Annotated in this window: 16 protein-coding genes; 2 read left to right on the top strand and 14 right to left on the bottom strand. The window is 55.8% G+C overall.

Going from position 1 to position 22,974, the window contains the following annotated elements; all coding sequences use genetic code 11:
• Window positions 1-6: 6 nt before the first annotated feature.
• The 3 genes from SIB38_RS01140 to SIB38_RS01130 form a co-directional block, all read right to left on the bottom strand.
• Complete coding sequence (locus tag SIB38_RS01140) at window positions 7-2,640, bottom strand: TRAP transporter permease (RefSeq protein WP_294116953.1); 2,634 nt, start codon at window positions 2,638-2,640, stop codon at window positions 7-9.
• A gap of 84 nt (window positions 2,641-2,724) precedes the next feature.
• Window positions 2,725-3,687 carry a TAXI family TRAP transporter solute-binding subunit gene (locus tag SIB38_RS01135; RefSeq protein WP_168590971.1) on the bottom strand — a complete coding sequence of 321 codons (963 nt, stop codon included), beginning with the start codon at window positions 3,685-3,687 and terminating at the stop codon, window positions 2,725-2,727.
• Window positions 3,688-3,736: 49 nt separating this feature from the next.
• Window positions 3,737-4,603, bottom strand: coding sequence for a MurR/RpiR family transcriptional regulator (locus SIB38_RS01130; protein ID WP_412551172.1), 867 nt, complete (start codon window positions 4,601-4,603; stop codon window positions 3,737-3,739).
• Between SIB38_RS01130 and SIB38_RS01125 the strand changes: the two genes are divergently transcribed.
• On the top strand, window positions 4,591-5,541 hold the full coding sequence (locus tag SIB38_RS01125; protein ID WP_412551171.1) for a 3-keto-5-aminohexanoate cleavage protein: 951 nt from the start codon (window positions 4,591-4,593) through the stop codon (window positions 5,539-5,541). The two genes, SIB38_RS01130 and SIB38_RS01125, sit on opposite strands and share 13 nt — an antisense overlap.
• Entirely contained in the window at window positions 5,538-6,860 is a 1,323-nt protein-coding gene (locus SIB38_RS01120; RefSeq protein ID WP_294116948.1) for an aspartate aminotransferase family protein, read from the top strand. Before SIB38_RS01125 ends, SIB38_RS01120 begins: the two co-directional genes overlap by 4 nt.
• 7 nt (window positions 6,861-6,867) lie before the next feature.
• Here SIB38_RS01120 and SIB38_RS01115 read toward each other — a convergent pair whose 3' ends face one another.
• From SIB38_RS01115 to SIB38_RS01065, 11 genes are all read right to left on the bottom strand, one after another.
• A complete protein-coding gene (locus SIB38_RS01115; protein ID WP_412551170.1) occupies window positions 6,868-7,704 on the bottom strand; it encodes an alkaline phosphatase family protein in 837 nt (278 codons plus the stop codon).
• A gap of 147 nt (window positions 7,705-7,851) precedes the next feature.
• Window positions 7,852-9,489, bottom strand: a complete 1,638-nt coding sequence (locus SIB38_RS01110; protein ID WP_412551169.1) for an ABC transporter ATP-binding protein — start codon at window positions 9,487-9,489, stop codon at window positions 7,852-7,854.
• Window positions 9,486-10,301: an ABC transporter permease gene (locus SIB38_RS01105; RefSeq protein WP_168590965.1), complete on the bottom strand. Its 816-nt coding sequence runs from the start codon at window positions 10,299-10,301 to the stop codon at window positions 9,486-9,488. Before SIB38_RS01105 ends, SIB38_RS01110 begins: the two co-directional genes overlap by 4 nt.
• A gap of 10 nt (window positions 10,302-10,311) precedes the next feature.
• Window positions 10,312-11,268 carry an ABC transporter permease gene (locus tag SIB38_RS01100; RefSeq protein ID WP_294116943.1) on the bottom strand — a complete coding sequence of 319 codons (957 nt, stop codon included), beginning with the start codon at window positions 11,266-11,268 and terminating at the stop codon, window positions 10,312-10,314.
• 1 nt (window position 11,269) lies between these two features.
• Window positions 11,270-12,853 carry an ABC transporter substrate-binding protein gene (locus SIB38_RS01095; protein WP_294116942.1) on the bottom strand — a complete coding sequence of 528 codons (1,584 nt, stop codon included), beginning with the start codon at window positions 12,851-12,853 and terminating at the stop codon, window positions 11,270-11,272.
• Window positions 12,854-13,209: 356 nt separating this feature from the next.
• Window positions 13,210-15,837, bottom strand: a complete 2,628-nt coding sequence (locus SIB38_RS01090; RefSeq protein ID WP_294116940.1) for a nitrate reductase — start codon at window positions 15,835-15,837, stop codon at window positions 13,210-13,212.
• Window positions 15,834-16,172 carry a nitrite reductase small subunit NirD gene (gene nirD, locus SIB38_RS01085; RefSeq protein ID WP_294116939.1) on the bottom strand — a complete coding sequence of 113 codons (339 nt, stop codon included), beginning with the start codon at window positions 16,170-16,172 and terminating at the stop codon, window positions 15,834-15,836. Before nirD ends, SIB38_RS01090 begins: the two co-directional genes overlap by 4 nt.
• A complete protein-coding gene (gene nirB, locus SIB38_RS01080) occupies window positions 16,169-18,619 on the bottom strand; it encodes a nitrite reductase large subunit NirB (RefSeq protein ID WP_412551168.1) in 2,451 nt (816 codons plus the stop codon). Before nirB ends, nirD begins: the two co-directional genes overlap by 4 nt.
• Window positions 18,620-18,622: 3 nt before the next feature.
• A complete protein-coding gene (locus tag SIB38_RS01075; RefSeq protein WP_294116937.1) occupies window positions 18,623-20,302 on the bottom strand; it encodes an ABC transporter ATP-binding protein in 1,680 nt (559 codons plus the stop codon).
• A 5-nt stretch (window positions 20,303-20,307) separates the two neighbouring features.
• Complete coding sequence (locus SIB38_RS01070) at window positions 20,308-21,390, bottom strand: ABC transporter permease (protein WP_294116935.1); 1,083 nt, start codon at window positions 21,388-21,390, stop codon at window positions 20,308-20,310.
• 192 nt (window positions 21,391-21,582) lie between these two features.
• Window positions 21,583-22,947: a CmpA/NrtA family ABC transporter substrate-binding protein gene (locus SIB38_RS01065; RefSeq protein ID WP_294116932.1), complete on the bottom strand. Its 1,365-nt coding sequence runs from the start codon at window positions 22,945-22,947 to the stop codon at window positions 21,583-21,585.
• Window positions 22,948-22,974 lie beyond the last annotated feature (27 nt).

Genomic DNA, 22,974 nt, shown 5'->3' with positions numbered 1-22,974 from the left:
GTCTCCCTAGAATGCAGGCTGCGTGGCGCGAGGCCGCTGAATGAGCATCAGACCGGCCAACAACAGAAGCGCCGGAATGAAGAACAGCTCTTTCGGCATCCGCTCGTTTTCAACTTCCACTTGGGAAATCACCACTGGCGTATCACCGTAGTAGTCATACTCGGTGCCCAAAGACCCGAAGTACGGCGTGCCTGGGAACGGTTCTTCAAGGAACAGCTTGCCGTCTTCTTCAAATACAGTCAGCCCGTTCTCCATCATCGCGGCATCAGGCTCACCGCCCGGATAGACCATGGTGATGGTGGTTGCCCGGTTTTCGCCGGTGTCAAAATCGGGTCCTTCAACTTTGAAGCGGATCAAGCTGCCTTCCGGTTGCTCGCCGACAAGCTGCACAGCCTGTGGACCACTGACGCTTTGATACTTCTCTGTCACCAGATCTAGGAAGAAGTCCGGACGGAACAGCATAAAGGCGATGAAGAGCAAGGCTGCACTTTCCCAACGTTTCGACTTCGCGATGAAGTAGCCCTGCGTGGCGGCTGCAAATATCAACATCGCGATCAGGCTGATGAAAAACACCAGCACTGCTTTTGCCAGCCCCACATCGATCAGCAGCAGATCGGTGTTGAAGATGAACATAAATGGCAACAAAGCGGTCCGGATATCATAGGCAAAGCCCTGAATACCGGTCTTGATTGGATCGCCGCGAGAGATGGCCGCTGCGGCATAGGCCGCCAAGCCCACAGGAGGCGTGTCGTCCGCAAGGATGCCGAAGTAGAACACAAACATATGGACCGCGATCAACGGTACAACGAGACCTGCTTGTGCCCCAACGCTGACAATTACCGGCGCCATGAGCGAGCTTACCACAATGTAGTTCGCTGTGGTTGGCAGGCCCATGCCTAGGATCAGAGACAGGATTGCCACCAACACCAGCAGGATGATCAGGTTACCGCCTGAGATGACTTCAATGACCTGCCCAATCACTTGGTGCGCTCCGGTCAAGCTGATGGTGCCGACAATGATGCCGGCAGCGCCGGTTGCCACGCCAATTCCAATCATGTTGCGTGCGCCCATGATCAGGCCCTGCACAAAGTCAGCCCAGCCAACGGAAAACGCGGTGTTGAGCGCGGTTTCGCCTCGGAAGAAGGCTTTGATCGGGCGGTGTGTCAACGCGACAATGATCATGAAGATCGTGGCCCAGAAGGCCGAAAGCGCCGGTGACAAACGGTCAAGGTTTTCCGTTTTCACCATCAGGTTCCACACCAGAATGAAGATTGGCAGGGAATAGTAGGCACCGCCCAGAAGTGTCGGGGTCAGGCGGGGCGCTTCCAGCGGCGCATTGGGGTCATCCATCGCCACATCTGGATACTTGGAGGCCAAGTACAGTAGTGCGAGATACATAATCGCCAGAAGAACAATCGCTGCATAAATACTATCACCCATCACAGGATCGAGCAGGTTACGCACGCCAATCATCACGAAGGTGATTGCTGCCAGACCGAGGAAGCCGGTCAGGAACAGAACCATAATCATGATAGGCCCAATGTGACGACCGGCCTTTTTAAGGCCCTTCATCTCCATTTTCAAAGCTTCCAGATGCACAATGTATAGCAGCGCAATGTAGGAAATGACGGCGGGTAGGAACGCGTGTTTGACCACATCAATGTATGGGATATTGACATATTCCACCATCAGGAACGCCGCCGCGCCCATTACAGGCGGGGTCAACTGGCCGTTGGTAGAAGAAGCGACTTCAACCGCCCCGGCTTTTTCAGCAGGGAAGCCAATGCGCTTCATCAAGGGAATGGTGAACGTACCGGTTGTCACTGTGTTGGCAATCGAACTACCGGAGATCATGCCGGTCATCATCGAACTCAAAACCGAAGCCTTTGCAGGTCCACCACGTAAGGCGCCAAGCAAAGCAATCGCGACTTTGATGAACCAATTGCCGCCACCAGCACGGTCAAGAAGTGCGCCGAACAGCACAAATAGGAAGATCATCGAGGTCGACACGCCTAGGGCGACACCAAACACGCCTTCGGTCTGCATCCAGTAGTGGCCAAGAGCCTTGGAAAGCGATGCGCCTCCATAGTTGGTGATGTCGCGCACCCATTCAGAGTTGCCACCAAAGAAGGCAAACAACACGAAAGAGCCTGCGATGATCACAAGAGGCAGCCCCAAAGAGCGGTAGACACAGATCATCAACACCACCATGCCAATTGCTGACATTGTGATGTCGGCGGTTGTCCAAAGGCCGGGGCGGTCCGCGATCTGGTAGCGGAAAACAACGAGGTACAAACAAGCGCCAACGCCCAATGCGATCAGCGCCCAATCATAAAGTGGGATACGATCACGTGGCGACGACTTGAACATCGGAAAGGCCAAAATGGCCAAAGCGATGGCAAAGGCCAGGTGGATGTAGCGCGCCTGTCCCACGATGTTGGCAAACCCGGTAAAGCCGGTTGATTGCGCCAGGACACCTGGAAGTTTTGATGCGATGTAAAGTTGAAAAAGCGACCAGATGATGCAGATCGCGATGATTAGTTGACCTTGAAAACCTTCGGCGTTGCGTGCGCCAGTATCGACTTCCGCAACCAGCGCGTCGGCTTTGGCCGCGCCATCATTCTGATGATCTTGAGCCATAATCTTCCCCGTTGAACCCCTTGTTGAGAAGCGCCCCGAAATGGACTTCGGGGCGCTTCCAATACTTGTAAACTCAGGCTGACCTTACTTCAGTCCCAGTTCCATGTAGGCCTTCTCGGCACCTGGGTGCAGAGGTGCGCTGAGGCCGTCCTTGACCATCTCGGCTGGGTCCAGGTTTGCAAACGCAGGGTGCAGCTTGCGGAAGTCTTCCACGTTTTCCATCACGGACTTGGCGACAACGTAGACAACTTCGTCAGGAATGGTCGCGGAAGTCACGAAGGTTGCGCCAACACCGAAGGTGGTGGTGTCGCCATCGGTGCCTTTGTACATGCCACCCGGGATGGTTGCGACGCGGTAGAACGGGTTGTCAGCAACCAGCTTTTCGATTTCTGGGCCGGTTACGCTCACCAGGTTTGCGTCACAGGTGGTGGTTGCTTCTTTGATTGCCGCGGCTGGGTGGCCGATGGTGTAGATCATTGCATCGATGTTGCCGTCACACAGCTGCTTCGCCATTTCGGAACCTTTGTACTCGGTTGCCAGAGCAAAGTCGTCCATACCAATGCCATATGCGTCCATCACCACTTCCATGGTGGCGCGCTGACCGGAACCAGGGTTGCCAACATTTACACGCTTGCCTTTGAGGTCAGCAAAGCTGCTCACACCGGCGTCGGAACGCGCGATGACAGTGAATGGCTCAGGGTGAACAGAGAACACCGCGCGGATATCCGGGAACGGGTTGTCAGAGAATTTGGAGGTGCCGTTGTAGGCGTGGTGCTGCCAGTCAGACTGCGCAACGCCAAATTCCAGCTCACCAGCTTTGATGGTGTTGATGTTGTAGACAGAACCGCCGGTGGATTCCACAGCACAGCGGATGCCGTGCTCTTTGCGGCCTTTGTTGACCAGACGGCAGATTGCACCACCGGTTGGGTAGTAAACGCCGGTCACGCCGCCGGTGCCGATGGAGATGAACTCCTGTGCAGAGGCACCTGCAGAAATGCCCATGGAGGCGATAATGGCCGCACCGGCCAGTTTCAGTTTCGAAATCATCTTAGGCTCCCTAGTTGATGATAGTATTGAAATTTCAGTCTTTTTGTCTTTAGTCCACCCAGAAATCACCCAGGCGTTGATTGTGTCGCTCAACCTCTCGGATGCGCTCGTTTGTCCCTTCGCCGGACTGGGCCACCAACATTGCAACCATCGACTCCATTAATGTCAGAGTCGCCGCATAGGACGAGAAGAATTGTGGACTATCTGACGGAACAATAAAGGGAAAAGTTGCGAATTTGATCGCAGGACAGGCGTGGCTGTCACTGATCACGATGGTTCTTGCCCCGATTTGCTGTGCTGCTTCCACCGCTCGGACTGCCCGCGCAGCATATGGCGTCTTGGTGACAACCAGCAAAACGTCGTCTGGCCCCATGGCGGCGAGTGATGCCCCTAATGAGGCGCCCATACGGCCTGCCAGTGTCCAAGTCGTCGAGAAGTAGTTCGTCAGATAGGCCATGTATTCAACAATCCCGGTGGAGCCAAAGGCGCCAAAAAGCACCACGGATTTGGCCTCTGCCAGGGCGTTCACAGTTTTTTGTAATCGGTCTTTGTCTAGCGTATCGACGAGGGTTGTGATGTTGGAAATACAGGCCGCGGCTTGCCGGTCGTAGATCGGCACCGCTTCATCTGAGTCGTCTTGTAGTCTTTGAACCCGCTGGGATAGCGATTGGGATCGCTCTCCAACGGAGTCCCGACATAACTCCCGCAGTTCTTCATAGGTTTCAAAGCCTAATACGCGGGCCAGTCTGGAAAGGGTCGCGGGAGATACACCACTCGCAGCAGAAATTGCCCGCAAGGATCGCGCGGCTACGTCCATTTCATTGGCCAACACATAGTCGGCCGCAGCCCGCAGCTTGACGCTCAGGTCGGCATAATTGCCCGCTACCCGTTCCTGAAGACGGTTTGATCTGTTCACGAATCCCTCCACTTGACAGGATTTATCCAGATGTTTTAGCTCGGGTCAAGATTCGAAACGTTTGTTTCAAGATGTTCTGGCTTATCTCAACTTGGAAAGCTTCAAAGATGCCCAAAGACAGCATCACTACCCGTCACCAGCCTGCCGAATTGCCGCCTCTCAAGGTCACCGTTGCCCCCAATGGGGCGCGTAAGACCAAACGCGACCATCCCATGGTGCCGGTTACCATTGAGGAAATCGCGGCCACCTCAGCGGCGTGTTTAGAGGCGGGGGCGCATGAACTGCATTTGCACGTGCGCGACAAAGATCAGAAACATTCGCTGGATCCTGGATTGTACCGGGAAGCGATGGCCGCTGTGTCCGAAACGGCACGGGGGCTTCAGATACAGATCACCACGGAAGCAGCCGGAATGTACGGCGTCCAGGCCCAACTCGAAACCGTCAAGCAACTGGTGCCAACCGCAACCAGTGTTTCTGTGCGCGAAATGGCGCGAGACGAGCGCGTTGCCCACCGCATGTACGGCTTTGCGCAAGAGGCCGGAGTTCATTTGCAGCACATCCTCTACGACTCAGAAGATATTCACCAATACAAGGCCTGGTTAGCCAATGGAGTCATCAAGCCAACACAGCGCGATGTCTTGCTGGTTCTTGGCAGCTATGAGCCGCTCAAAGATGCGCAACCATACACACTTCCAGGGCTCCTAAACCTGTTGGGGGATGATGTGACATCGTGGACTGTCTGCGCCTTTGGTCCAACGGAGCAACGTGTTGTGCGCGACGTGTTGCGTTTGAAAGGTCACGTGCGGGTTGGGTTTGAAAACAACCTACACAAAGAGAACGGAGAGCTGCTCCGCGACAATGTAGAAAGCGTGTCGCTCGTTGTACAGCACGCCACCTCTTTTGGGCGACCATTGTTAGAAAAGGTGCAAGTTTCATGAGCCATGTATTTCCACGACACAGCCGCAAGTCGCTCCCAACTGTGGCCAGAGGAGAAGGTGTGTTTCTTTACGACACGGAGGGCAAGGCGTATTTTGATGGTTCGGGTGGCGCAGCTGTCAGTTGTCTTGGGCACTCTGATCCGGCCGTGATCGAGGCGATCAAGGCGCAACTTGATGCCACCGCTTTCGCGCATACCGGATTTTTCACGTCAGAGCCTGCGGAGGAACTGGCTGCCAAACTTATTGCCAATGCGCCCGGAAACCTGGATCGGGTCTATTTGGTGTCTGGCGGCTCCGAGGCTATGGAAAGTGCCCTAAAACTTGCGCGCCAATACATGCTGGAAAAAGGTGAACCGAAACGCCGGCACGTGATTGCGCGCCGTCAAAGTTACCATGGCAATACCCTTGGTGCGCTGGCAACAGGCGGCAACCTTTGGCGTCGCGAGCCGTTCTCGCCCTTGCTGATGGAGACCCATCATATCGTGCCGTGCTACGCCTATCGCGGCCAAGAAGTGGACGAAACAGGTCATAACTATGGGCAGCGGGTTGCGCAGGAGTTGGAAGACAAGATTCTCGAACTGGGTCCGGAAGAGGTACTCGCCTTTGTGGCAGAACCTGTGGTGGGCGCAACTTCGGGTGCAGTCCCGCCTGTAGAAGGCTACTTCAAGAGGGTCCGGGACATATGTGATAAGTACGGCGTCTTGCTCATTCTTGATGAAGTTATGTGTGGCATGGGGCGAACAGGCTCTTTGTTCGCCTATGAGCAAGAGCACATTAGCCCAGATATCTGCGCCATCGCAAAAGGTTTGGGGGCAGGGTATCAGCCAATTGGCGCAATGCTCTGTACCTCTGAGATTTACAATGTGATCAGAGATGGTTCAGGGTTTTTCCAACATGGGCATACCTACAATGGTCACCCGACCGCTGCAGCTGCGGCACTGGCGGTCGCGAATCGGTTGATTGATGACGATGTGGTATCCAATGTCGCGCCGTTGGGGGCAAAGTTACACCAAGAGTTGAACGATGCCTTTGGACAGCATCCTCATATCGGTGACATCCGTGGGCGGGGGCTGTTTCTTGGGTTGGAGTTGGTTAAAGACCGAGAGACCAAAGAGCCATTTGATCCTGATCTGGTCTTGGCTCCGCGTCTCAAGACGGCGGCGTTTGAGGCGGGTCTGATCTGTTATCCCATGGGCGGCACAATCGACGGCAAACGAGGCGCGCATATCCTTTTGGCGCCTCCCTTTATCATGGAGTCATCTCACATCGATCTTATTGTCGGCACGCTTGAGGCCGCGATTGAAAAGGTCCTCCCATAGCAGCCACTCAGGTTAAAAACGGTTCAGCCTTCATCGTGTCCGGTGCCGAAACCCCAAGCCGGTGTAGAATGGAGGGGGCCAGCTGTAACTGAGACAGCACTACATCAGGGGCGGGGCCTTTGGCCTCCCCGAAGTAGTAAAGCGCGAACTCCTGCTGCAGCGGATCATTGCCGCCGTGGTGTCCTCTTGCGTTTTGCCCGTGATCCGCGGTGACAATCACCTCATATCCCATCTGCCGCCATCGAGGGATGAAGGGTGCCAGCATTTCGTCCATCACAAAACAGGCATGATCCATTTCGTGGCTTTCGTGCTGAAAGCGATGCCCCATGCTGTCCAGCGTACAGGTGTGCAACATGCCGTAGTCGAGCTCGTGCTTGAGGCAGAGATTGGTGAGTGTCGCGAATAGGTCCACGTCGGAGGGTGTCATCTGGTTGGCCGCGCCATAGCCTGTCATGCTGTGGAACCGCCCGTGATTGATGGTGTTGCTCTCGGGCTCGTCATACTCAATATCCCGTACATAATCGAACGGATGGCGGTTGAAAAACTCCGACCAGAAGGAGTGGGCCACTGCGCCAGTCTTGCCACCCGCCTTGCGAACTTCTGAAAAGATGTCGGCCTGTTTGATGCGGAAAACATTGCCGTTTCCGGTGCAGCCGTGTTCCTGAGGTGTGACTCCGGTGTGGATTGAAGCATAGCAGCTTGCGGAAATCGAGGGCAGCACAGAGGTCATTTTCCACTTTTGGGCTGTGCCGTCTGCCACCCAACCTTCCAGATTGCCAAACAGGCGGCTCCAATTGCGCCAGGGCACGCCGTCCAGGATGATCAGAAGCAGTTTGTTGTCCATGCTAGGCTCCTCCTTAGTATCAAAAGTAATAAACCAGCGGTTTGTGACAGAACGTTCAAGACCGACATTTGATGGACGTTTTGAAGGTTAGAAACAAAAAATACGGCGCCGAAACCGACGCCGCAATTTGCGTTACAGCAATAAGGCCTAGTTGCCCGCGCTTTCCATCTTCCGGTTGGCGATGACCTCTTCCAGCCAGCCGAGTTTCATTTCTGGCACAGAGCTCAGCAGCAGGTCGGTGTAGTCGTCAAACGGTGGAGACAACACGTCTGTCTTGCCGCCGTAGCGCACAACCTCACCCTGATACATCACGGCGATGGAGTCTGCGATGGCCTTCACCGTCGCAAGGTCGTGTGTGATGAACAGATAGGCGACGTCCTCGATCTTCTGAAGGTCCAGAAGCAACTTGAGAATGCCGTCCGCCACCAGTGGGTCCAGCGCGCTTGTCACCTCGTCGCAAATGATCATCTTCGGCTTTGCCGCCAACGCGCGTGCGATACAGACACGTTGTTTCTGACCACCTGACAGTTCCGCAGGATAGCGATCAATGAAGCCTGCGCCCATCTCGATCTCATCCAGTAGCTCCACAATGCGTTTGCGTTTTTCGGCGCCGCGCAGACCAAAGTAGAACTCAAGTGGCCGACCAATGATTGTGCCGACGGTTTGGCGCGGGTTCATCGCAACGTCTGCCATCTGGTAGATCATTTGCAACTCGCGTAGATCCTCCTTGGATCGTCCGCCGAGATCCTTGCTCAGGTCGCGACCGGCAAAATGGACGCTTCCGTTACTTTGCGGCAATAGACCTGTGATGACTCGAGCCAAGGTGGATTTACCAGACCCACTCTCACCAACCACTGCGAGTGTTTGTCCCGGATGCAACTCAACATTGATGTTCTTGAGTACGTCAAAGTTGGTGCCCTTATAGCGCGCGGTGATGTTCTTTACCTTCAGAACGGGCTCTGGTGTTGGTGTCTTTTCCGCATGCTCGATCGAGCGCACTGAAACCAAGGCCTTGGTGTACTCCTCCTGAGGATTGTTGATGATCTGATCGACTGAGCCGTATTCGACCATGTCGCCCATCTTCAGAACAAGAATGTCGTCGCTCACCTGCGCCACAACCGCGAGGTCATGGGTGATGTAGAGCGCCGCCACACCAGTGTCGCGAATGGCTTCCTTGATCGCCATCAACACGTCGATTTGCGTGGTCACATCCAACGCGGTTGTCGGTTCGTCAAACACCACCAAATCCGGCTCGGGGCAAAGCGCAAGTGCGGTCATGCATCGCTGCAACTGCCCGCCAGACACTTGGTGCGGATAGCGGTTACCGATGTTTTCTGGATCGGGAAGGCCCAACTTGCGGAACAACTCCACAGCGCGACGCTCCGCCTCTTTCTTGGAAAACTTGCCTTGCAGGATCGCGGCTTCGGTCACCTGATCCATGATCTTTTTGGCAGGGTTGAAAGATGCGGCAGCAGACTGGCTCACATAGGTCACCTCACCGCCACGCAGGGCGCGTACGTCGGCGTTTGTGGTCTTCAGGATGTCTCGCCCGTTGACCCAAACTTCGCCGCCAGTGATTTTTACGCCACCACGCCCGTAGGCCATAGAAGCCAGGCCAATAGTCGACTTGCCTGCACCGGACTCGCCAATGAGGCCCAGCACTTTGCCTTTCTCAACCTCAAAGCTCACGCCATGTACGATCTCAATGTCGTGCGGTTTTTCGCCCGGAGGATACACCGTTGCGCCAATCTTGAGGTTTCGGACTTTGAGAAGCTTATCGCTCATCCGCGGCCTCCTTTCAGCGAAGTTGTGCGGTTCAGGATCCAGTCAGCGACAAGATTCACTGAGATCGCCAGTGTTGCGATGGCAACTGCGGGATAAAGCGCCGCGCCAATGCCGTAGACGATACCATCCGCGTTTTCTTTGACGATTCCCCCCCAGTCCGCTTGGGGGGGCTGAACGCCGAGGCCCAGGAATGACAGGGTGGAGACAAACAGAACCATAAAGATGAAGCGCAGGCCCATTTCCGCGATCAACGGAGACAAAGCGTTTGGCAGGATTTCCCGGAAGATGATCCAGCCGCGGCCTTCGCCGCGTAGCTTTGCAGCTTCAACGTAATCCATAACGTTGATGTCCACGGCTACGGCGCGCGCCAGACGGTATACGCGCGTGCTGTCCAACAGGCCCATAACTACGATCAGTACAGGCACTGTTACTGGCATGACCGACAAGACGACCAAAGCAAAGATCAACGAAGGGATCGACATTATTAGGTCCACGAAACGGCTCATGGCCTGATCCGCCCAACCGCCAAGCACAGCGGCAAGGAAGCCAAGGATGGAGCCTGTTGTGAAACTCAAGATGGTTGCAGCCGTAGCGATAAAGATCGTTGTACGTCCGCCGTAGATCATGCGGCTGAGCAAGTCGCGGCCAAGGTTGTCGGTCCCAAGCAAAAACTCGGAGGACGGTGGCAGCCACACATCGCGGCTGACCACTTCCGCCATGCCATAAGGCGCAATCCAGGGCGCAAAGATGGCGACGAAAAAGTACGCGAAAGTGAAGATGAGCCCGATTAGGGCAGCTATGGGTATTCTCATAACGTTTCCCCTATTTCGGATGCCGCAAGCGCGGGTTGGCGACGATCGACACGATGTCGGCGAACATGTTGAGACCGATATAGACAGCCGCAAAGATCAGGCCGCAGGCTTGAACAACGGGAATATCGCGTTTGGACACGTGATCGACCAGAAACTGCCCCATGCCCGGGTAGGTAAAGACCACTTCGATCACCACTACGCCCACCACGAGATAGGCAAGGTTGAGCATGACCACGTTCACAACCGGCGCGATGGAGTTCGGGAACGCATGTTTCCAAATAATCGTAAACATGCGCAGACCTTTGAGCTCTGCAGTTTCGATGTAAGCCGATTGCATTACGTTCAAAATCGCGGCGCGTGTCATGCGCATCATGTGCGCGAGAACGACCAGCGTAAGTACCGCGATTGGGATCGATATTGTGTGCAGTTTTTCACCAAGGCTCATGCTGTCGTTGATCGTGGTCACAGAAGGCGCCCAACGCAGACGCACGGAAACGAAGAAGATGGCGACATAAGCGATGAGGAACTCAGGGACAGAAATGGATGCCAGAGTGACCGCGGAGATCAGCTTGTCCGGCCAACGTTCGCGATAGCGTACGGCAATCAAACCAAGCAAAATCGCAAGAGGCACAGAGATGATCGCGGCCCAAAAGGCCAGGAACAAGGTGTTTCCGAGACGTTTGCCTATTGATTCAGCAATGTCTTTGCCGCTGGTGAGGGAGGTTCCCAGATCACCTTGCAGCACGCCGCCCAGCCAGTTGAAGTAGCGCTGAATTGGCGGGTCGTTCAACCCAAGATCGCGACGCATGTTGGCAAGCGCTTCGGGCGTGGCGGATTGTCCGAGAATTTGTTGCGCCACGTCTCCTGGCAAGATGATGGTGCCAGAAAAAATCAGGATCGAGACGAGGAAGAGCAGAAGCAGGCCCAGCGCAATGCGCTGGGCCAATAGTTTTAAAAGGAGCGACATATCAGCCTGTCACCCACATACGCTGTGCCGCGTAACCGTTCATCAAGGAGAAGCCGGCAACGCCTTCAACCCAACCGCCGATCTTGTCGTTGTGGGCGTCGATGAAGTCGTTGAACATCGGACAGATCAGACCACCTTCATTGCGGACCATCATGCCCATGTCGGCATACATGGACTTGCGCTTGTCCTGATCAAGCTCTGCGCGGGCTGCAATCAGAAGCTTGTCAAAGCTTTCGCTCTTGTAGCGCGTGTCGTTCCAGTCGGCGGTAGACAGATACGCGGTTGTGAACATCTGATCCTGCGTGGAGCGGCCACCCCAGTAACTGGTGCAGAACGGTTTGTTGTTCCAAACTTCAGACCAGTAACCGTCGTTAGGCTCACGTTTGATTTCCAACTCGATGCCGGCAGCCTTCAATGACTGCTGGAACAGGGCTGCCGCATCCGGTGCACCCGGGAAGGAGTTGTCAGACGTGCGCAGCAGGACTGGGCCTTCGTGGCCGGATTTTTTGAAGTGCGCGGCCGCTTTCTCCGGATCATATTCACGCTGTTCCATCTCCTGATACATCGGGTAGGCCGCGTTGATCGGAGAGTCGTTGCCGACGGAACCATAGCCAAACAGTATTTTGTCGACCATTTCCTGACGGTTGATGCCGTATTTCAGCGCCATCATCAGATCCGGGTTGTCAAACGGTGCCGTGTTCACATGCGCAATAAACACGTAGTGGCCAGGGCCTGCGGTGGAAGCAACGGTGATACCCGGTGCGCGAGATACTAGGCCAGCGGTACGCGGCGGTACGCGGTCGATGATGTCGACCTGACCGGATTGAAGCGCAGCAACACGCGCGGTGTTGTCGTTGATCACCAGCATTTCGATGGTGTCCGCGTGACCGATGTCGCCCCAATAGTTCGGGTTCTTTTCCGCCACAAAGCGCACGCCCATATCAACTTCTTTCATGATATAGGGGCCGGTACCGATCGCTGCGTCAGGCGCATCTTTGCCACCGTTCGGCTGCACGATCAGGTGATAGTCGCTCATCAGGTATGGCAGGTCAGCGTTGCCGTTGTTCAGTTCGATGATCACGTCACGGCCGTTGGTGCTGACATTCTTGATGTCGCGCAGTAGGCCAAGCGCACCGGATTTGGATTCTTCTCCCGAGTGACGATCCAGCATCGCCGCAGCGTCTGCCGCTGTGACTTCCTGACCGTTGGAGAAGGTGATGCCATGACGGATTGTGAAGGTCCATGTTTTGGCGTCGGCAGAGGCTTCAAAACTTTCTGCAACTTTACCCTGCAGACCGCCATCGTCGGTCAGCTCAACCAGTGGCTCACCCCACATGCGGATCAGGTTGACCGCAACGGTGTTAGTTGCCAGTGCCGGATCTAGGCTGTCGGTAGTAGAGCCGCCCTGTAGACCCATACGCAATGTACCGCCCTTTTGAGGGCCCGCCGCGTGCACTGCACTTGCCAGCATTGTGTTAGCCGCGGCAGCCGAAACGCCCAGTGCACCCGCGCGGCCGAGGAACTTACGGCGCGTGATTGTGCCCAAGGCAGCCTGACGGCTTAGGAACTTAAGCTCTTCATTCATTTGGAAACTCCCATGTTGAATCTTTTGTTTTTCTTCATGCTGCGGCCCGCTCGCGACACAAATCAAGAAAAATGTGTCAAAGCTCACAAAGTTTTCGTCGACTCTATGCGATCGAGTGGTTGCCTCAGCCATGTCTTCAGGAAACCGTCATATCATGGTTCAAAACCGACAGGTATGACGTTTTCAGACTTTCACGAAATTGTCGCCGGACAGAGAGGTTTTCTCCTTAAAGGGGAGTTTTTGAGTGTTGATAATCGCATGAGGCAGGCAAGAAATATGCTTACCCTACGGCACTTAAGGGTTGGGGCGCGCCGCTCAGAAGAAGCGTGCGGCACGTTTACCAGGTTTTCTACGCGCTATTCGGCCGCCAGTTTCTGGCGCGTACCCGCCAAGAGTGCAGCCAACTCGGGGCGGCAGGATCCACAGTTTGTCCCTGCGGACAGAGCCGTGCCAATTTGCTCAACCGAGATCAAATTTCGACGCTCTATCGCGGACAAAATGGTGTTCACACCGACGTTGAAACAGGCGCAAACGGTCGGGCCTGGATCCACATGCGCCTTGCCTGGACGCCCTGCCAGAATGTGAGGGCTGTCTTGTCCCAAAAGCGATCCCGCAAAGTTGCGTGACACTTGAACCGGAACCCGATCCACAAACAATGCGCCGAAGAGCTTATTGTCTTTTTGAAAGGCTATGCGCGCGCGCCCTTTAGGGGCGTCAATCACACTGGTACATTCGAGCCCGTCGGCATGAAACAGGTTGCGGGCAAACTCTGTCCAGTCGTCTGGCATTTTGTCGTCGGCTAACTCGACTTGCCAGCCTGTGTTCAGCTTGGCTTTTGCCCAGTATCGGGTTGAAACGCTCATTTTGCAGGCGCTCACAGCGTAGCCATACCATTTGGCGCAGAATTTTGAGAGGCTGACGTAAGCGGACTTGCTGTCTGGCTGACCGGACACCGGGTCGACAACGGAAGGGACCAAATCGGATACGATGGACTGGGACGCAACCTCACCGGTCCAGTGTATCGGAGCGAAGACACTGCCTTGTGAGACGCGGTCGGTAATCAACGCTCTGAGAATTGCGACACCAAAGTCATTGCGCACTTCAATCAAGTCAGCGTCAGATACACCAAGGCTGTTCGCATCGCTCGGGTGAAGCTCTAAAAATGGCTCGCCATAGTGTTGGTTCAATCGAGACGCCCGCGCGGTCCGGGTCATCGTGTGCCATTGGTCACGTACGCGGCCTGTGTTGAGGCGGAATGTCTGAGCAACGCTATTAGGTACCAGTGCCGTTTGCTTAACCGGAACAAGACTTGCACGTTTTTCATGGGTAAAAAACTGGCCGTCACCAAAAAACCGTGATCGTTGCGTGTTTCCCTGACGGGGAAATGGCCATTTGGTTGGCGTCAAGTCCTCGTACTCAAGATCTGTGAGGCCTGCCAATCCGGAAATATCAAAATCCTTTCCGAGGCCTGCGGCATGTCCGGACAGCTCTGCGTGCTCGCGGAATATCTCTGCCGGACCTGAGTAGTTGAACCCGGTGGAGAAGCCCATGCGGCGGGCCACATCACACATTATATCCCAATCGTGCCGCGCTTGGCCTGGAGGAGGCAGCGCTGCTCTTTGCCGGCTGATTGTACGGTCCGAGTTGGTGACGGTCCCATCTTTCTCGCCCCAGCCAGTGGATGGCAAAACCACATCGGCAAGTTTTGCTGTGTCCGTGCTGGCAAACATGTCTGAGACAACCACAAAATCGCAATTAGCGATGGCGCCGCGCACTTTTCTAGCATTGGGCATACTTACGGCTGGGTTTGTACACATCACCCACAGAGCTTTGATTTTGCCAGACTCGACGGCGTCAAACATATCGACAGCCTTTAGTCCTTGTTGTGTCGGCATGGTTGGTGACTGCCAGAAGGTCTGCACGGTTTCTCGGTGTGTCGGATTCTCGATATCCAAGTGGCACGCAAGCATATTAGCAAGCCCCCCAACCTCACGCCCGCCCATCGCGTTAGGTTGCCCAGTCACCGAGAAGGGCCCGCTTCCAGGTTTGCCAATTCTTCCTGTTGCCAGATGACAGTTGATTATTGCGTTCACCTTGTCGGTGCCATGAACAGACTGATTGACGCCCTGTGAGAAGATTGTGACGGCTTTCTCTGTGCTGAGCCAAAGTCGCGTGAAGGCGGCTAACTGCTGCTCAGACAGTCCGGTGACAGAAACATCTGTCATACTGGCGGTATCCAGCGTTTCGGCAAAGCCATCTGTGTGTTTGGTGACAAACGCTGCGTCCAAGGCCCCCTGAGCATAAGTTTGCGTAAACAGGTGATTGAACAGCGCAAGATCAGTGCCTGGTTCGAGTGCCAAGTGAAGGTCCGCAATATCACAGGTCGCAGTCCGGCGCGGGTCGATCACGACAACTTTCATCTCGGGCCGCTCAGCTTTGGCGGCTGCAATGCGCTGGTAGAGCACCGGATGGCACCAAGCTAAGTTCGAACCGGTAATGACTACGAGGTCCGCCAGCTCCAGATCTTCGTAGGTGCCAGGCACCGTGTCTGTTCCGAAGGCGCGTTTGTGACCAGCCACTGTAGAGGCCATACACAACCGCGAGTTGGTATCAATATTGGCAGAGCCGATGTAGCCTTTCATCAGCTTGTTTGCGACGTAGTAGTCTTCGGTCAACAGCTGACCAGAGACGTAAAACGCCACACTGTCAGGTCCATGCTCCGCAATCGTGGTGCGAAACTTTTCGGCCACCAGATCGAGCCCGTCATCCCAACTTGCGGGACGTTTGTCGATCTGCGGCGCGAGGAGACGACCGTCCGCAGTGACGGTTTCTCCGAGCGCCGACCCTTTGGAACATAGGCGGCCAAAGTTGGCCGGGTGATCAGGGTCCCCTTTGATGGTGAGCCCACCTGCACCGTCCGGCGTTGCCAACACGCCGCAGCCGGTGCCGCAATACGGACAAGTTGTGCAGATGTAATTGGTCATTCTGCCGCCACCGATGGGCTCACGGCAGTCGCCGAAATCAGAATGCGACCGTCTTCGCATTTGATGTCGTAGGTTGCGACTTTGCCTTCGTCGGCGCCTTGTGCTTCGCCAGTGGCGAGGTCAAAGACCCAATTGTACATTGGGTCAGTGACTTTCTCGTCGTGTTGGATGCCATTGGAGAGCGGTCCAGCTTTGCCTGGTAGATATTCATCCAAAGCGTAGACATTGTTCGTGGCCGTGCGGAACACAGCAATGTCGCCGCGATGTGTCCGAACCACCCTTGCGCCTCGCAAAGGGATGTCATTGATGCTGCCAATATCGATAAAATCGGTCATTCTGCGGCCACCTTTGTAAAGTCTGCAATCGGCGCAAATTCATGGGCGTCTTTGCCTTGTTTTGCGCGCTCCGCCCATGGGTCGATCTGGTAGAACTTCTGGGAATAGTGGAACCGTTCGGCCAGCGCCTTGCGGTTTTCCAGATCGTCGACAACCTGTTCCTTGACCCAATCAAGACCTACTTTGGCAATCCACTTGTATGGGCGATGCAGGTATTGCGCCCCTTCGCGATAAAGTTGGTAGAAGGCGCAGGACACCTCGATAGCCTCTTCTTCTGTCTCAACTTGCACCAGAAGATCAGTTTCCCGGAGGTCCAGACCTGCAGCGCCGCCGACGAGAATTTGGTAGCCGCTGTCCACGCAGATGATGCCGAGATCCTTACAAGTCGCCTCGGCGCAGTTGCGCGGGCAGCCACTCACAGCCAGCTTGAATTTATGCGGTGACCAGGCACCCCACATCGCGTCTTCGATCTTGATGCCCAAGCCAGTGCTGTCTTGCGTGCCAAAACGGCAATGCTCTGACCCCACACAGGTTTTCACAGTGCGCAGGCCTTTGGCATACGCTTGACCAGACATCATGCCAGCTTTGCCCAAGTCGTACCAAATCGCAGGCAAGTCTTCTTTTTTGACGCCCAGAAGGTCGATCCGTTGACCACCGGTAACTTTGACCGTCGGCACATCAAACTTGTCCGCAGCATCGGCAATGGCGCGCAGCTCGTCCGGCGTGGTGATCCCGCCCAACATGCGCGGCACAACCGAATAGGTGCCGTCTTTCTGAATGTTGGCGTGCACACGTTCGTTGATGAAACGGCTTTTGCCGTCGTCGTCGTACGTGCCGGGCCACGCCGCAACCATGTAATAGTTCAGCGCCGGGCGACAGACGTGGCAGCCGCAGGTGGTTTTCCAATCCAACTCCTGCATCGCTTGCGGGATGGACTTGAGTTCCTTGGCGACGATCAGCTTGCGCACGTCATCGTGCGACAGGTCGGTACACTTACAGACAACTTCCTTCTCAGGCATTTTGAAGCCGTCACCAAGGGTGACACCCAACAAATCGCCAACAAGGCCAAGACAGCTGCCACAAGACGAACCCGCTTTGGAGATGGCTTTGACATCGTCCAGCGTGTGGGCGCCGTCGTTGATGGCGGCGACGATTTGAGCTTTGGAAATGCCGTTACAACCACAGATTTCGGTATCATCCGGTAAGGCTGCAACGGCTGCCATAGGGTCCAGGGGGGACCCTCCCTGAAAAGCAGGACCAAAGATGAGCGTATCGCGCATCTCAGAGATGTCCTCTCGGTCTTTGATCAGGCCAAAGAACCAATTGCCGTCCGCTGTGTCGCCGTACATGACGGCGCCGACGATGCGGTTGTCTTCGATTACCAAGCGTTTGTAGACGCCGCGCGCCGGGTCGCGATACACGATGTCCTCACGGCCTTCTGCTTCGGCAAAATCGCCTGCGGAAAAAAGATCGCAGCCAGTGACTTTCAGCTTGGTAGCCACTTCTTTGTTCACAAAGGCCGCAGCTTCGCCAGCCAATGTTTTGGCGATTACCTTCGCTTGGTCATAAATCGGCGCGACCAAACCAAAGATGTCGCCGTTGTGTTCGACACATTCGCCAAGCGATAGGATGTTTTCGTCCGAGGTGACCATCTGGTCATCCACATGGATCCCGCGACCGGTTGCGAGACCCGCGTCAGCCGCCAGTGCGACGGAGGGGCGAATACCCACGGCCATGACCAGTAAATCACACGGCAGTTCAGTGCCATCATCCAGCAAGAGCGCTTTGACTTTGCCGTTTTCGCCAAGGATTTCCTTGGAGTTGGCAGAGCATTTGACGGTAATGCCTTTGTCCACCAGTGCCTTGCGCAACAAGTAGCCAGCCGCTTCGTCCAACTGGCGTTCCATCAGGTGTCCCATGATGTGCACCACCGTCACGTCCACACCGCGCAAGGCAAGGCCGGCAGCCGCCTCAAGGCCGAGAAGGCCGCCGCCAATCACCACGGCTTTGGCGTTTGGAACCTCGCCAAGTGAGATCATCGCGTTGGTGTCTTCGAGATCGCGATAGGCGATCACACCGTCAAGATCATGGCCAGGCAGCGGAATGATAAACGGGTTGGAACCGGTGGCGATGATGAGCTTGTCATAGGCAAGTACTTCGCCATTGTCAGATGTCACGGTCTGTGCGACCCGGTCGATGTTCACGACTTTTTCGCCAAAGCGTGTGGTAACACCATTTTCCTCGTACCACTCGGCTGTGTGGGTGACGATCTCGTCAAAGGCCTTGTCGCCCGACAGAACCGGAGACAGCATGATCCGGTTGTAGGTGCCGCGGGGCTCGGCGTTGAAAAGAGTGACGTCGTAGGCGTCTGGGTTGGCCTCAAAGAGATGTTCGAGTGCGCGACCCGCGGCCATCCCGGCCCCAATGATGATGAGTTTCTGTGTCATAGCTTACTCCGCCGCGATGGCTTTGGATGGCTTTGGTTTGGGCTTTGCGCCGTGTTCGTACTCCTCAAGGAAATCAAGAACATCTTGGCGATAGCGGTAGTAGTCAGGGTGCTCGAGCAGGGCCTTACGGGTGCGAGGACGCGGCAGATCCACGTCCACGATTTTGCCGATTGTGGCCTGTGGACCGTTGGTCATCATGACAACGCGGTCGGCCAACAGAATGGCTTCGTCCACATCATGGGTCACGCAAATCGCGGTCACCTTGGTGCGGTCCCAGACTTCCATTAGAACCTCTTGCAGCTCCCAGCGGGTCAGGCTGTCGAGCATGCCAAAGGGTTCATCCAAAAGCAGAAGTTTCGGGGACAAAGCAAAGGCGCGGGCGATACCAACTCGCTGTTTCATGCCGTTGGACATGGAGTGTGCAGGGCGGTCCATGGCGTCGGCGAGGCCTACGCGTTCGAGGTAATATTCCACCACGTCCTGACGCTCACCTAGGCTGGCTTTGGGGTACACCTTGTCCACGCCAATCGCCACGTTTTCCTTGGCAGACAGCCATGGGAAGAGGTTGGGTGACTGGAACACCACGGCACGTTCTGGGTCTGCGCCCTCTACGTGGCGCCCATCGAGACGGATACCGCCTTTGGAAATCGGATTGAGACCTGCTGCCATGGTCAGAACGGTGGACTTACCACAGCCTGAGTGACCGATGAGCGAGATGAACTCGCCGCGCTGCACTTTCAGGTCGAAATCCTTAACCACGGTCAGCGGGCCTTTGGGCGTTGGATAGATCTTGTGCAGCTGCGAGAAGTCCAAGAAATTATGGTCGATCATCCCCTTTTGAGCATCTTTGACTGCCGCCGGGACACCGTGGATTGGCGTAACGTCGGGCAGCACTTTTTTGCCTTCCGCCTTGGCTGCAATGCCCACGTCCATCAGATACTTGGTGACTTCAGCACGAAGTTTCTTGAAGCCTTCGTGGTGGTTCATCTCCATACGATCCCGACGACGGGGGATGTCGACTTTGAACTCTTGGCCCAAGGTGCCGTCAGGGTTCAGCGCGATGATGCGGTCGGCGAGGATGATCGCTTCATCCACGTCGTTGGTGATCAGCACGCAGGTCTTTCTTTCCGCATCCCAGATCGCTTCGATCTCGTCCGCAAGGTTGGCGCGGGTCAGTGCATCCAACGCGCTAAGCGGTTCATCTAGAAGTAAAACTTCGGGGTTCATCGCCAAGGCGCGGGCCACGTTCACACGTTGGCGCATGCCGCCGGACAGCTCGGCTGGGCGGCGACTGGCGGCGTGAGAGAGACCAACCATTTTGATGTAGTGGTCAACACGCTCTTCTTTTTCGGCTTTGGGCATGTTGGGGAACACGCTGTCGAGCGCCAGGCGCACGTTGCCGTTCACCGTCAGCCAAGGCATCAGAGAGTAGCTTTGGAAAATCACGCCGCGCTCTGGACCCGGTTGGGTGATAGTTTCGTCCTTGAATGTCACGCTGCCAGAGGTGGGCATTTCAAGGCCCGCCATGAGGTTGATTAGCGTTGTTTTGCCAGAGCCGGAGAAGCCCAGGAGAACGAGGAACTCGCCCTCCTGCACTTCGAGATTGATGTTTTTCAGAACGCCGGTTTTGCCGGTGCCTTCGCCGAAGCTCTTAGAGACATTGTCAAATTTCAGAACACTCATGGCGATCACCGGTTTGATGTGAAGGTGAAGAGCGACTGGATCGCGTACATCAGACGGTCCAGCAGGAAGCCGATGATGCCGATGGTGAAGACCGCAACCATGATCTTGGCGAGCGAGCTGGACGAGCCGTTTTGGAACTCGTCCCAGACAAATTTGCCAAGGCCTGGGTTTTGCGCCAGCATCTCTGCTGCAATCAGAACCATCCAGCCGACACCCAAGGACAGACGCAGGCCGGTGAAGATCAGCGGCAGGGCGGACGGTAGCACGAGTTTGGTGATTTTGGTCCAAGTGTTCATCTTCAGAACCTTGGAAACGTTCACCAGATCCTTGTCGATGGAGGCCACACCCAGTGCGGTGTTGATCAGAGTTGGCCAGAGAGAACAAAGGGTTACGGTTATCGCCGAGGTCAAGAAGGACTTGGAGAACAAGCCGTCATCCACGGTGTAGGTGGCGGAGACCACCATGGTCACAATCGGGAGCCAAGCCAGTGGAGAGACCGGTTTGAAAATCTGGATCAGCGGGTTCACAGCGGCGTTAGCGTAAGGAGACAGGCCTGCCATGATGCCGATTGGCACGGCAATCACGGTGCCGATCAGGAAGCCAAAGAACACGGTTTTGATCGAAGTCCAGATCTGATCGTAGTAGCTTGGGCTGCCTGTGTACCTGATATCTTTAACTTTTTCAGGCTGGCCGTTGGCGATGAACTTGGCGTTGCGCTTCTCAACACGTTCGTTGAACTTCGCTTCTTTGGCCGCCTTGGCTTGGGCGTCTTCGTGCAGGAGCACGGCTTCGGTCCAGACCGCTTTGGGGCCGGGAACAGCGCCAAGGGAGGTTTGCACCTTGGGTGCAAGACTGCCCCAGAGCATCAGGAAGACGGCGATGGCCAGCAACGGAACGCCCAAAAGGCGCCAGATTTCAGCGGCTTGCGCTTTTGGGTTGTCTCCAGCAGCGGCTTTCAGAATGGGGGTGAGGAAACTGAGACCGATGACCTGAAACCAGGCGTCGGCCTTGTTGATGCGGGTGAAGAGGCGGGCGCGGCGGGCTTCGCGCTCTTCATCTGCGATGTTTTGCGGGTCGATTGTGGTCATTGGCGTGTCCGTGGCTCTGGGCGCTGTTGCGGTATTGGTTAATGCCGGGGAGCGGCTGATTTTGACGTCGGTATTTTGTCGGTATCGCGACTGTTTCGCGGAGGTGTGGTTTGGCGGGACGGGCGAGAGTTAACCGCCCGTCCGTTGCGTCGCGGGAGAAGGGGGGAGCCGTCCTTCCCGCGACGAGGCGCGTTAGCCTTGCACCTCAGTGCCGACGACACGTTGGTCGCCTTTCAGGCCGATTGGCAGGCTGTCGAGGTAGGCATTTGGTGTGCGGCCGTCGTAGGCGATGCCGTCGATGATGTCCTCAGACGGAGTTGGCGCTTTGTAGCCGTCGCTGTCCCATGGGAAGTCAGCTTCGTTGGCGAGACCTTCGTCCACCAGCAGGCGCGCGGCTTCGAGATAGATCGCAGGCTTGTAGACCGACTTTGCAACTTCGTCATACCAGCTGTCTGGCTTGGCTTCGGCGATCTGGCCCCAGCGGCGCATCTGGGTCAGATACCAAACCGCGTCGGAGTAGAACGGGTAGGTGGCGTTGTAGCGGAAGAACACGTTGAAGTCTGGCACCTCACGTTTGTCGCCCTTCTCGTATTCAAAGGTGCCGGTCATGGAGTTGGCGATCACGTCATAGTCCGCGCCGACATACTCCGGTTGGCTCAGGATGCGGACGGCCTCTTCGCGGTTGGCGTTGTCGTTTTCATCCAGCCACATCGCCGCGCGGATCAGCGCCTTGGTCACGGCCAGCGTGGTGTTTGGATATTTCTCGGCAAACTCGGCGTTCAGGCCGAAGACTTTCTCTGGATTGTTCTTCCAGAGTTCGTAGTCGGTGATCACAGGCACACCGATGCCTTTGAACACGGCCTGTTGGTTCCAAGGTTCCCCGACGCAGTAGCCGTAGATGGTGCCGGCTTCCATGGTGGCTGGCATCTGAGGCGGCGGAGTCACGGACAGCAGCACGTCTGCGCCAATCTGGCCGGTGATGTTTTCCGGGGAGTAGTAGCCTGGCTCCAGACCACCGGCGGCCAGCCAGTAACGCAGTTCGTAGTTGTGGGTGGAGACTGGGAAGACCATGCCCATGTTGAACGGCTTGCCTTCTGAGGTGTATTTCTCAACCACAGGTTTCAGCGCGGAGGCGGAGATTGGGTGCTGTGGACGGCCATCGTCCATCAGCGGCACGTGCGGCTTCATTTCTTCCCAGATCTGGTTGGACACGGTGATGCCGTTGCCGTTCAGATCCATAGAGAAAGGCGTGATGATATGCGCTTCCGTGCCGTAGCCAATGGTGGCGGCGAGTGGCTGACCTGCGAGCATGTGCGCGCCGTCCAATTGACCATCGATCACGCCGTCCAGCAGGACTTTCCAGTTGGCTTGGGCTTCGAGCGTCACGAAAAGGCCTTCGTCATCAAAATAGCCCTGCTCATAAGCCACGGCGAGCGGGGCCATGTCGGTCAGTTTGATGAAGCCAAAGGTCAGCTCATCTTTTTCGAGTTCCAGTTCTGCGAGGGCTGGAGACACGAACACGGTCGTGGCTGCCAGGATCGAAGCAATGCGTTTCATCTTACTGTCCTTCATGTTGTGCCCTTT

It is taken from the genome of Shimia sp. MIT910701 (assembly GCF_047126315.1).
Classification (GTDB): Bacteria; Pseudomonadota; Alphaproteobacteria; order Rhodobacterales; family Rhodobacteraceae; genus Shimia.
Note: the sequence above shows the minus strand (reverse complement) of the source record. Positions and strands in the feature narration are given on the sequence as shown.